Origin of the sequence: Arthrobacter sp. AG258 (genome assembly GCF_004364695.1) — a bacterium.
Lineage (GTDB): Bacteria > Actinomycetota > Actinomycetes > Actinomycetales > Micrococcaceae > Arthrobacter.
Genome location: NZ_SOBI01000013.1, coordinates 23,726 through 33,655, shown reverse-complemented (window position 1 = coordinate 33,655; position 9,930 = coordinate 23,726). Strand labels below are relative to the sequence as shown.

13 protein-coding genes are annotated in these 9,930 nt (G+C 66.9%); 4 read left to right on the top strand and 9 right to left on the bottom strand.

Features of this window, described 5'->3' with window-relative positions; translation table 11 throughout:
• Positions 1-491: 491 nt before the first annotated feature.
• Genes rpsN through rpmB form a run of 3 tightly spaced genes read right to left on the bottom strand, consistent with a single transcriptional unit; the run spans position 492 to position 1,203 of the window.
• The gene (gene rpsN, locus DFO47_RS20425; RefSeq protein ID WP_015938870.1) at positions 492-797 is read right to left on the bottom strand and encodes a 30S ribosomal protein S14; all 306 of its coding nucleotides are present in this window, start codon (positions 795-797) and stop codon (positions 492-494) included.
• A gap of 2 nt (positions 798-799) precedes the next feature.
• The gene (rpmG, locus tag DFO47_RS20420; protein ID WP_013602737.1) at positions 800-967 is read right to left on the bottom strand and encodes a 50S ribosomal protein L33; all 168 of its coding nucleotides are present in this window, start codon (positions 965-967) and stop codon (positions 800-802) included.
• Entirely contained in the window at positions 967-1,203 is a 237-nt protein-coding gene (rpmB, locus tag DFO47_RS20415; protein ID WP_018763944.1) for a 50S ribosomal protein L28, read from the bottom strand. Before rpmB ends, rpmG begins: the two co-directional genes overlap by 1 nt.
• A 317-nt stretch (positions 1,204-1,520) precedes the next feature.
• Here rpmB and DFO47_RS20410 point away from each other — a divergent pair, with 317 nt between their 5' ends.
• The 3 genes from DFO47_RS20410 to DFO47_RS20400 are packed head-to-tail and all read left to right on the top strand — an operon-like array spanning position 1,521 to position 4,331.
• Complete coding sequence (locus DFO47_RS20410) at positions 1,521-2,993, top strand: ferredoxin reductase family protein (protein ID WP_133832839.1); 1,473 nt, start codon at positions 1,521-1,523, stop codon at positions 2,991-2,993.
• Entirely contained in the window at positions 2,990-3,526 is a 537-nt protein-coding gene (locus DFO47_RS20405) for an FMN-binding protein (protein WP_133832838.1), read from the top strand. Before DFO47_RS20410 ends, DFO47_RS20405 begins: the two co-directional genes overlap by 4 nt.
• A gap of 55 nt (positions 3,527-3,581) precedes the next feature.
• A complete protein-coding gene (locus DFO47_RS20400; RefSeq protein ID WP_133832841.1) occupies positions 3,582-4,331 on the top strand; it encodes an FAD:protein FMN transferase in 750 nt (249 codons plus the stop codon).
• Positions 4,332-4,355: 24 nt separating this feature from the next.
• Here the strand turns inward: DFO47_RS20400 and DFO47_RS20395 are convergent, their stop codons facing one another.
• Both DFO47_RS20395 and DFO47_RS20390 read right to left on the bottom strand, forming a co-directional pair.
• Entirely contained in the window at positions 4,356-5,117 is a 762-nt protein-coding gene (locus DFO47_RS20395; protein ID WP_133832837.1) for an SGNH/GDSL hydrolase family protein, read from the bottom strand.
• Positions 5,118-5,161: 44 nt separating this feature from the next.
• The gene (locus tag DFO47_RS20390; protein WP_018763939.1) at positions 5,162-5,647 is read right to left on the bottom strand and encodes a MarR family transcriptional regulator; all 486 of its coding nucleotides are present in this window, start codon (positions 5,645-5,647) and stop codon (positions 5,162-5,164) included.
• 59 nt (positions 5,648-5,706) lie between these two features.
• On the opposite strand from DFO47_RS20390, the gene DFO47_RS20385 reads away from it, so the two are divergent.
• On the top strand, positions 5,707-6,012 hold the full coding sequence (locus tag DFO47_RS20385) for a YciI family protein (protein ID WP_018763938.1): 306 nt from the start codon (positions 5,707-5,709) through the stop codon (positions 6,010-6,012).
• On the opposite strand, the gene DFO47_RS20380 is transcribed toward DFO47_RS20385, so the two are convergent.
• From DFO47_RS20380 to DFO47_RS20365, 4 genes are all read right to left on the bottom strand, one after another.
• Positions 6,009-6,851, bottom strand: a complete 843-nt coding sequence (locus DFO47_RS20380; protein WP_133832836.1) for an SGNH/GDSL hydrolase family protein — start codon at positions 6,849-6,851, stop codon at positions 6,009-6,011. The genes DFO47_RS20385 and DFO47_RS20380 overlap by 4 nt on opposite strands.
• A 205-nt stretch (positions 6,852-7,056) precedes the next feature.
• Entirely contained in the window at positions 7,057-8,109 is a 1,053-nt protein-coding gene (locus DFO47_RS20375) for a siderophore-interacting protein (protein WP_133832835.1), read from the bottom strand.
• Positions 8,106-8,921, bottom strand: a complete 816-nt coding sequence (locus DFO47_RS20370) for an ABC transporter ATP-binding protein (protein WP_133832834.1) — start codon at positions 8,919-8,921, stop codon at positions 8,106-8,108. Before DFO47_RS20370 ends, DFO47_RS20375 begins: the two co-directional genes overlap by 4 nt.
• A gap of 1 nt (position 8,922) precedes the next feature.
• Entirely contained in the window at positions 8,923-9,897 is a 975-nt protein-coding gene (locus DFO47_RS20365) for an iron chelate uptake ABC transporter family permease subunit (RefSeq protein ID WP_243835577.1), read from the bottom strand.
• Between the last annotated feature and the right edge of the window lie 33 nt (positions 9,898-9,930).

The following is a 9,930-nucleotide window of genomic DNA, read 5'->3' as shown; positions in this document are numbered from 1 at the left end:
CAAACAACAGACACACCCGGCACCACCACAACCAAAAACCAGTCGCAGATCGCTCCGGAGCAACTTTCCAAACTTACCCGATCCCCCACCCCAACACAAATCCATCAGTCAGGATCTGAATCGAAGTGAAGACCAGCCCCACCGATTTCCAGCGCCCTGAAGAGCAACCAGATTTTGGCTTTGATTTGGGGTTTGTGGCCGCCCGGTGATCAGTTCTTCACTGTCTCCCCCGCGGCGACTTAGAAAACAATACACGCCCACCGGCGTCACCGCAAACCGGCCCTCCCAGCGGAGTACATCCCCGGAATTCCGCGGCGAAACGGGCCAACTGGCACCCAGGCCGCCTCCCGCCGTCGTCATCCCGCCGTGTGTGCTGCCGCACAGGGCGCACACATGCTCAACCACCACCCGCGGCGTGGGTTAAACGCAGAAGGGCCGGCAACCACATGGTTGCCGGCCCTTCTCAAGCAGCTGGTATCAGCAGTGCTGGATTACCAGGAAGACTTGGTGATGCCCGGGAGCTCACCGCGGTGAGCCATGTCGCGGAAGCGAACACGCGAGATACCGAACTTCTGGAAGGTACCGCGGGGACGGCCGTCGATGATGTCGCGGTTGCGCAGACGGATCGGGGACGCGTTGCGGGGCAGCTTCTGCAGGCCCAGGCGGGCTGCTTCGCGTGCTTCGTCGGTTGCGTTTTCGTCAACCAGGGTCTTCTTCAGCTCGAGGCGCTTCGCAGCGTAACGCTCAACGATGACCTTGCGCTGCTCGTTGCGAGCAATCTTGGACTTCTTAGCCATGTTTAGCGCTCCTCTCGGAATTCGACGTGCTGGCGGATCTTGGGGTCGTACTTCTTCAGGACCATGCGGTCAGGATCGTTACGACGGTTCTTGCGGGTTACGTAGGTGTAACCCGTGCCCGCGGTCGACTTGAGCTTGATGATCGGACGTACGTCCTTGTCCTTAGCCACTAGAGCTTCACCCCACGAGCCAGAATGTCGGCGACGACTGCGTCGATGCCGCGCACGTCGATGGTCTTGATGCCACGTGCAGAAACCTGCAGCGTGACGTTACGGCGCAGGGACGGAACCCAGTAGCGCTTCTTCTGAATGTTCGGATCGAACCGACGCTTGTTGCGGCGGTGCGAGTGCGAAATGCTGTGCCCAAAGCCCGGCTCGGCTCCGGTCACTTGGCAGTGTGCTGCCATGACTTCTCCTCAAGAATTGAAAGTAATGATCCGCATATCTGCTGCTGGACCATGCTGCTAAGGGCGACCCAAAAGTGAAGAAGGGCAACGGTTAGTCACGCAACTTGAGCCCCTAACTACCGGCCGCCCTGGAGAAAATTACCGGGCAACCGGAGCAATTGCGCACGCTCCGCGCACTTAGCGCCTACCAAGTCTACGAGTTGACGCAATTAAAGACCAATCGGGTGTATAAGGGCGGCAGCGGGACCGAAAGGTCACAGCAGCTTGTTCCCCCTTTTCACAGCAGGGACATAGCTTCCCACAGCAATCTTGGAGGCATGACCACGCAGCTCCTGCCGACAACACCGGCCGCAAGCAGCTCCGGCCGTCCGGAGCGCCCTTCCTTGTCCACACCACGGCCCGTCCGCGACCGGTTCGCCGGCCAGCACAAGCAGCGCATGCTCCGCACCGACCTCCTGACCGTGATTGCCTGGGCCTCCGTTGCCGCGGCCATTGCCCTCTGGCTGGCGGACGGCGGGGCTTCGAACATCACATCCCCCGCGGGGCTGTTCACCGCGGGCGGGATCGTGGCCGGACTGGCGGGTATGGACCTTGTCCTGCTCATGCTGCTCCTGGCCGCAAGGATCCCCTTCATTGACCGGACCATCGGCCACGACCGCGCCCTGGAATTCCACGGCAAGCTGGGCAAGCCCTCCCTCTACCTGCTGTTGGCCCACGGCGTCCTGATCGCCATCGGGTACGGCATGGCGGAGGGGCTCGACCCTGTCACCGAGTCCGTCAACCTCTGGATGCAGGTCCCCGATATGTGGCTGGCGTTCGTCTCCATGGCCCTGTTTATCGCCGTCGTGGTGACGTCCCTGGTGGCCGTCCGGCGCCGCTTCCCGTACGAGTTCTGGTACGTGGTGCACCTGCTGACGTATGCCGCCGTCGCCACCTCAATCCCGCACCAGTTCAGCGTGGGCGGGCTGTTCGCCGCGGGGACCTGGCAGCGCTGGTATTGGCTGGCCATCTGCATCTCCACCGGAACGGCACTGGTGTACTTCCGCATCCTGGAACCGGTACTGGCCACCCTCAGGCACCAGCTCACTGTGGCCAAGGTCGAGTCCGTGGCGCCCGGCGTCGTGAACATCGTCATGCGCGGCCGGCAGCTGGACCAGCTGGCGGGGACCGGCGGACGCTTCTTCATCTGGCGGTTCCTGGCCCCGGGAATGTGGTGGCATCCGCACCCGTTCAGCCTCTCTGCCGAGCCCGTTTTCACTGGACCCGACGGCCAGGGAACCATGCGGATCACCGTCCGCAACCTGGGCGACGGATCGGCCGGTCTCCTCCGGCTCCGCAAGGGAACCAAAGTGGCGCTGGAGGGACCGTACGGCCTGCTCAGCACCGCTGCCCGCACCAAGAACAAAGTGGTCATGATCGGTGCCGGCATCGGCATCACTCCGCTGCGCGCGCTGCTGGAAACCACGCCGTTCGGCCCCGGGGAGGCGAGCGTCCTGCTCCGCGGCCACACGGAGCAGGAACTCTATCTCAGCGGCGAAATCCTGGAGCTCTGCCAGGAACGCGGGGTCAGGCTCTTCCACCTCACCGGGCCGCGGTCCCATGGCCGCTCCACCTGGCTCCCCGAGGGCGCCGTGCGCAACGGCTACAGCCTCACCTCCTACGTCCCGGACATCAAGGACGCAGACGTCTACGTCTGCGGACCGGCCACCTGGGCGGCCAACGTCATAGCGGACGCCGCGAAGGCCGGCGTCCGCGAGGACCAGATCCATCACGAAAGGTTTGACTGGTGAAAATACGCGGACTCGCCGCTGCCGCCTTTGCCTCCGCCGGGATTCTCCTGGCGGGCTGGCAGGCCGGCACGCAGGTATCAGGCATCAGCACCGTCGCTACAGGCACGACGGCAACAGGCACCACGGGCGCCACCGGCACCGGCGCATCCGGGACGGGTTCCTCCACCGCTTCGGGTTCCTCCGGCACAACAGGCTCGTCCGGCACGTCGGGGACGACCGGCTCCTCGAGCTCGTCCGGTTCGTCGGGTTCCACCGCCTCCGGCACCTACAAGGGCACCGCGGTGCAGACCAGGTTCGGCCCCGTGCAGGTCCAGATCACGGTGGCGAACGGCAAGATCACGGATGTCACGGCCCTCCAGCTGACCAACACCGACGGCAAGTCGGTCCAGATCAGCAACCGTGCGGCACCCCTGCTCCGCAGCGAGGCGCTGGCTGCCCAGTCGGCCGGCATCAAGACCATCAGCGGCGCCACCGTCACCAGCAACGCCTACCTCACCTCACTCCAGGCAGCGATCGATGCAGCGCACCTCTAGCCCGTTGCCGGCGCAAACCGGCACCCCGGCCCTGAAAGCCCGCACCTTCGAGTGCATGGGTACGGTCATCAGCCTGACCATGCCCGTCGGAATGGCCGCGGAAGGGCAGCCTCGGCTTGATGAGCTCGCCGCCGCCACCGCCGTCGTCGAACGCCTTTTCCGGGAACTCGACGAAACCTTCAGCCTGTACCGCCCGGACTCCGAAGCCAGCCGGCTGGCCCGCGGGGAACTGACGCTGCGGACGGCCTCTGCGCAAATGCGGGAACGGTACGCGGAAGCGCACGATTGGCGGCTGCGCACGGAAGGCGCTTTTACCCCCGAGAGGCCGGACGGCGTCCTTGATCTTTCCGGCATCGTCAAAGGCCACGCGATCCGCGAGGCCGGGACCTCGCTCCTGGCCCTGGGCCGGCGCGACTGGTGCCTCAACGCCGGCGGCGACGTCCTGGTGAGCGGCTCGCCCCGGCCCGGCAGCACGGAGCCGTGGAAGGCCGGGATTGTGGATCCGGCGGACCGCCGCACGCTGATCACCGGGTATGCGCTTGGGGCGGGCGGCCAGCACGCAGCCCTTGCAACGTCAGGTTCCGCCGAGCGGGGCGAGCACATCTGGCGGCTGGGCGGTGGGACGGAATTCGTCCAGGTCACCGCGGCCGCGGCGGACATCGTTACCGCCGATGTGCTGGCCACGGCAATCGTTTCCGGCGGAATGCCGATGCTGAACCTGGCCGCGGACTCCTGGGATGTTGCCGTATTGGCGATCCGCGCCGACGGCTCGATGCTGGCTACTCCGGCGTTCCGGCACGCCTGAGGACGGCGGCCGGACACTGCGGGGTCAAAGACGCGTGAGCTGGGCGTACTTGGGCCGGAGGTTGTCCCCGGACGACCTGCCGGTGACCCGGCGGACCACCCACGGGGCCGCATATTCCCGGAACCATTGTGCGTTGGCGCGGAGCGCCTCCCTGCCGCTGAGTTCGGGGACCGGCGTCATGGGCGGGATGTCGATGGAGTGGTCATATTTGAGGACTTCGAGCACACGCTTGGCCATGTTGGCGTGGCCCGCAGCGGACATGTGCATCCGGTCGTGGGCCCACATGCCCCAGTCGTAGTACTCGCTGAAGCGCCAGTAATCCACCAACAGCGCACCGTGGTCCCCCGCGATGCCGCGGACCAGCTCGTTATAGATAGCCGTCCGGCCGCGCATGGTGCCGAAGACCTTTGACCCCCGGGCATCGAAGCCGGTGAACATCACCACGGTGGCGCCGGTAGCGGCCAGCCGGCCGACGGCGTCGTTGTACTCCACCAGAAGTTCGTCGATGTCCACGCGTGGCCGGAGGATGTCATTGGCACCTGCGTAAATACTCACCAGTGTGGGCTTGAGTTCCACGGCGGCGTCCACCTGCTCGGCAAGGATCTGGCGGAGCTTCCTGCCGCGGATGGCCAGGTTGGCGTAGCCGAAGCCGGGATCGGCGGCGCACAGTTGTTCGGCCAGGCGGTCGGCCCAGCCGCGCACGCCATTGGGGCGGGCGGGGTCGTCGTCGCCAACGCCTTCAGTGAAAGAATCGCCCAGGGCCACGAACCGGGAAGTGAAATCCATGCGGTAAGTTTGCCATCCGTTGCCGGAAGCAACCAATCGGCGGCTCAGCCCTTGGTTTCGCGCAGGATCCAGTGGTCAGTGTCCAGCCGTCCGACAACTTTTTCGCCGATCCGCGCCAGGTCCAGGACGTCCTGTTCGGTCAGGGCATCGAGGAACAGGTCCCGGACATCCTCAACGTGGCGGGGTGCCAGCCCCACAATGGTCGCCATGCCTTCCTCGGTGAGGTGCGCCGTCGTGACCCGCGCATCGTGGGGGTGCGGCCGGCGCTCCACCCAGCCCCGTTTTTGGAGCTTCGTCACCACATGGGAGAGGCGGGACAGGGAAGCGCTGCTGCGGGCGGCCAGCTCACTCATGGGCAGGAACCGGTCCTCGGCTTCGGAGAGCATGGCCAGGACGGTGTAGTCGAAAAGGGACAACTTCCCCGCGCCGTGCAGCCTGGTATCAAGCGCCGCAGGCAGCAACGTGTTGATGCTCACCAGCGCCAGCCAGGCACGGCGTTCGTCTGCGTTGAGCCATCGGGGTTCGGTCATGAGCCCATTCTACGATTGATCTTTCAAGTAGCCTGTTGCGGCGCCGGTAGGCTTGGCCCATGTATGTTGTCTCCCTCACCTACCGCGTGCCCCAGGAGATCGTCGACTTCCATAACGACGCCCACATCGCCTGGCTACAAAAGGCCTTCGACGACGGCGTGTTCATCGCCGCGGGCCGCAAGATTCCGCGTACCGGAGGATTGTTGCTGTCGCAGGCGGACCGCGCCACCCTCGACGCCAGCCTGGCGCAGGACCCGTTCTACTCCAACGGGGTGGCCGATTTCGAGGTGCTGGAGTTCCATGCCGGCCGGGTGGCGCCGGGGTATGAAAACCTGCTGGACACCCCGCCCGCCCAGACCAGCTAAGGCACGGCGCCGTCGTCGGGCGTTTCCGCCGCAAGCTTCTTCAGCCCTTTGCGCGGGACCTTCACCGGCTCCGGCCAGCGCGGGGTGAGCGTATCCCCCAGCGTGACGCCGCGGAGCTTGCGGCCGAACAGCGGCAGGACCCAGTCGTGGACCCAGCGCCGCTGCTGCTGCTCCCATTCGCGCACGCTGAGCCGGGCGGCCGGTTCCCAGTCCTTGCGCTTGATCTTGTGCGGTACGCCCAACTGGTCCAGCACCTGCCCGGCAAGGTATTTGTGCCCGGCCTTGGACATGTGGAGCCGGTCCGAGTCCCACATCCTCCGGTCATGGAAGGCGTCCAGGCACCAGTAATCCACCAACAGGGCCCCTTGCTTCGCGGCGATCTCCCGGACCCGCTGGTTGTAGTAGGCATTGCGCTTCTTCAGCGGCTCGAGCAGCGCCGAAACCTTGACGTCGAACCCGGTGAAGAGGACCACGGTAGCCCCGGTCCCTGCGAGTGCGGCGACGAATTGCTCGTAGTCCGCCATCAGCGCGCCCATGTCCGTCTTCAGGTCCAGGATGTCGTTGCCGCCGGCGTAGAGCGTGATCAGCGTGGGCCGCATGCGCAGGGCGGGCTCCAATTGTTCGTCGATGATGTGCCTGAGCCGCTTGCTCCTGATGGCCAGGTTGGCGTACTTCCAGCCGGGCTGCGCTTTGGCCAGTTTCTCGGCCACCCGGTCGGCCCAGCCCCGCACCCCGTTGGGCAGCCGCTCATCCCGGTCCCCCACCCCTTCGGTGAAAGAGTCCCCCAGGGCAACAAACACCCGCCGCCCCGAGTCAGGAAGCAAGGATTCAGGCACCACGCCAACCTAGCCACAACAAAGTAAGCGCAGGGAAAGCCGAGGTAAAGCTTGGGTGACGGAGAGGCTCTAAGCCGGCGACGCTGTTTCGCGTAGGAGCGCATCGCCGACCGGAGCGGAGAGAGGCCGCCCGCGGCCGAATGGAGCGAAGGAAGGTGTCTAAGCGACGGCGAAATAGTGTCGCCGGCGCACCCAGGCGCAGGAAGACTCAGCCCTCGGCTTTGCCCTGCCGCCAGTACCCCATGAACGCCACCTGCTTGCGGTCGATGCCTACCTCGCGGACCAGGTACCGGCGCAGGTCCCGGATGGCGGCCGCTTCGCCGGCGATCCAGGCGTAGAAGGGCAGGGCACCGGCGGGCAGGCTCGGATTCCTGGAGGCGGTGACGGCGGCGGCCTCCATCCGGGCGGGCGTTTCCCAAAGGATGTCCACGTCGACGTTGACGTCTTCGGGCTCCGGCCCCGCGCCGCCGCCGTCCGCGGTGATGCCCACCCAGCCCGGCACGGGGACGGCCTGGCGCACTGCCTCCTGCAGCAACTGGCCGTGCGGCCTGGACCTGCCGATGGCGGCACCGCGGGCCAGCCAGGTGATCTCGATATCGGCCGGCGAGCTGAGCTCCAGGAAGTCCCCAGCCTCTTGGACCTCGAGGAACGCGTGACCGCTCATGTAGGGGGGAAGGGTTTCCAGGATCGCGGAGATCGCGGGAACGGCGGTCTCGTCGCCGGCGAGCAGGATGCGCTGGGCAAGCCCGGGCCGCCATTCGATGCCGGAGTAGGTTTCCGCGGTGACGCAGTGCGCTGCGCGGTTGTTGGGGCCGATGATGGTCAGGGAATCGCCCGGTTTGGCGTTCACGGCCCAGTTCGCAGCCGGGCCGGGGGCGTCCATGGGCAGCCCGCGGTGATTGCCATGCAGGGCGAAATCAACGTCGATCTCCGGGTACACCGCGTCCAGCCTGGCCTCCCGGACGGTATAGGTCCTCATGGCGCCGCGGACGGCCGGGTCCATGGCAAGCCAGTCCCGGTACCAGCCCGACCGGCTGGTGTTGAAGGCCGGGAGCGGCAGTTGGGTGCCGTCGGCGGCGAGCGAGGGGATCAGCAGTTTGATCCGGAGGTCAAGGGTGTCGCCGTGGACGCCGAACCCTCGCAGCGAGTACCCGCCGAAGGTGATCCTGCGGAAGTTGGGACTGAGGTCGCGGACCGAGGTGACGCTGACCCCGAAGGCCAGGCTCATCGGCTGGGTGGCGGCGGTTTCGCGGGTCTTCATGCGACGGGCTCCAGTTCGTTGGCGGTGGCGTGGTGGCGGCCGATGGGAATGATGAGCGGGGTCCCGGAGACGGGGTCGGGGATGACGCGGCTTTCGAGGCCGAAGACGTCGCGGACCAGGTGTTCGGTCACCACGTCGGCGGGGGTGCCGGCGGCCGATACGTCGCCCTCCTTCATGGCGATGATGTGGTCTGCGTAGCGTGCGGCGAGGTTGAGGTCGTGCAGGACGATGGCCACCGTGGTGCCCCGTGTGCGGTTCAGGTCCGTGACCAGGTCCAGGACTTCCACCTGGTGCGCCAGGTCGAGGTACGTGGTGGGTTCGTCCAGCAGCAGCACCTCCGTTTCCTGCGCCAGCGCCATGGCAATCCAGGCGCGCTGGCGCTGGCCGCCGGAGAGTTCGTCCACCTCGCGCCCGGCCAGGTCCAGCGTCCCGGTGGCTTCCAGCGCGCGCTGCACGGCTGCTTCATCGTTGCCGCTCCAGCTGCGGAACAGGCCTTGGTGCGGGTAGCGGCCACGGCCCACCAGGTCCCGGACGGTGATTCCGTCCGGGGCGGCGGGATGCTGGGGAAGCAGGCCAAGGGTGCGGGCCAGTTCGCGGGCCGGGCGGGCGTGGATGTCCTTGCCGTCCAGGGTCACGGCCCCGGCCGCCGGTTTGAGGAGCCGGGACAGGCCGCGCAGCAGGGTGGACTTTCCGCAGGCGTTCGCACCGACGATCATGGTGACCCTGCCTTCGGGGATCCGGATGCTGAGCCGGTCCACCACGCGGCGTTGGTCGTATTGCAGTGTCAGGCCGTGTGCTTCCAGGACGGGCACGTCAGGCGTCCTTTCTGTTGGCTGTGACCAGGAGCCACAGCAGGAACGGGGCGCCGAGCGCGCCGGTGACCACTCCCACCGGCAGGACGGTGCCGTCCAGCAGCAGCGGGGCGAGGTTGGCGGCGAAGTAGTCCGCCGCGAGGACAATCAGGGCACCCACCAGGGCCGACGCCGGCAGGCCGGGTTTGCCGGTGAAGCGGCGGGCGATGGGTCCGGCCAGGAAGGCGACGAATGCGACCGGCCCGGCCGCCGCCGTCGCCACCGCCGCGAGCGATACCGCAATGACCACGAGGGCCAGGCGGGTGCCGGCGACGCGGAGTCCCAGTCCGGCGGCGGCGTCGTCGCCCAGTTCCAGGATCCGCAGCGGCCCGGCAAGGAACACGACGGCGGGAACCAGCACCGCGAGCGCCAGGAACAGGACGCCGGCCCGGTCCCAGTTGGCGGAGTTCAGGGAGCCGTTCAGCCAGACCAGGGCGTCGGCGGCGGTCCGGATATCGGCGCGGGTCATCAGGAAACTCACCACTGCCTGCAGGGCGGCGGCGATGCCTACACCGGCCAGGACGAGGCGGTTCCCGGCTGCGTTTCCCCGGCCGGGCCCGCGGTTCCTGCCGCTGGAGATCGCATGGATCAGGACGGCCACGGCGAGCGCACCGGCCAGCGCCGCCCCGGACACCGTGGCACCGGATGCGCCGAAAACAACGATGGCAACAACGGCCGCCGCGCTGGCCCCGGAGCTGATGCCTATGACATCGGGGCTGGCCAGCGGGTTCCGGAGCATGGTCTGGAAGAGGGCGCCGGCCAGTCCGAACGCAACTCCGATCATGGTTCCAACCACGGCATGCGGAAGCTTGTTCTCCATCACGATGAAGCTGGCGCCCGGAATCTTCGGGCCGCCGGTGAGATGGTTGGCGACGATGGTGAAGAAGTCGGGGACGGTGACCGTGTAGCTGCCCAGCAGGACGGACACGAAGAACATCACCACTACGGCGGAGGCCAGCACGGCAGTCCG

What these genes read in the sequence shown, in the direction of transcription:
- DFO47_RS20385 (WP_018763938.1), top strand. Translation starts at nt 5,707, where the DNA reads ATGTATGTTGTCTCCCTCACCTACCGCGTGCCCCAGGAGATCGTCGAC.
- rpmB (WP_018763944.1), bottom strand. Translation starts at nt 1,203, where the DNA reads ATGGCAGCACACTGCCAAGTGACCGGAGCCGAGCCGGGCTTTGGGCAC.
- DFO47_RS20395 (WP_133832837.1), bottom strand. Translation starts at nt 5,117, where the DNA reads ATGGATTTCACTTCCCGGTTCGTGGCCCTGGGCGATTCTTTCACTGAA.
- rpsN (WP_015938870.1), bottom strand. Translation starts at nt 797, where the DNA reads ATGGCTAAGAAGTCCAAGATTGCTCGCAACGAGCAGCGCAAGGTCATC.
- DFO47_RS20410 (WP_133832839.1), top strand. Translation starts at nt 1,521, where the DNA reads ATGACCACGCAGCTCCTGCCGACAACACCGGCCGCAAGCAGCTCCGGC.
- DFO47_RS20390 (WP_018763939.1), bottom strand. Translation starts at nt 5,647, where the DNA reads ATGACCGAACCCCGATGGCTCAACGCAGACGAACGCCGTGCCTGGCTG.
- DFO47_RS20365 (WP_243835577.1), bottom strand. Translation starts at nt 9,897, where the DNA reads ATGTTCTTCGTGTCCGTCCTGCTGGGCAGCTACACGGTCACCGTCCCC.
- DFO47_RS20400 (WP_133832841.1), top strand. Translation starts at nt 3,582, where the DNA reads ATGGGTACGGTCATCAGCCTGACCATGCCCGTCGGAATGGCCGCGGAA.
- DFO47_RS20375 (WP_133832835.1), bottom strand. Translation starts at nt 8,109, where the DNA reads ATGAAGACCCGCGAAACCGCCGCCACCCAGCCGATGAGCCTGGCCTTC.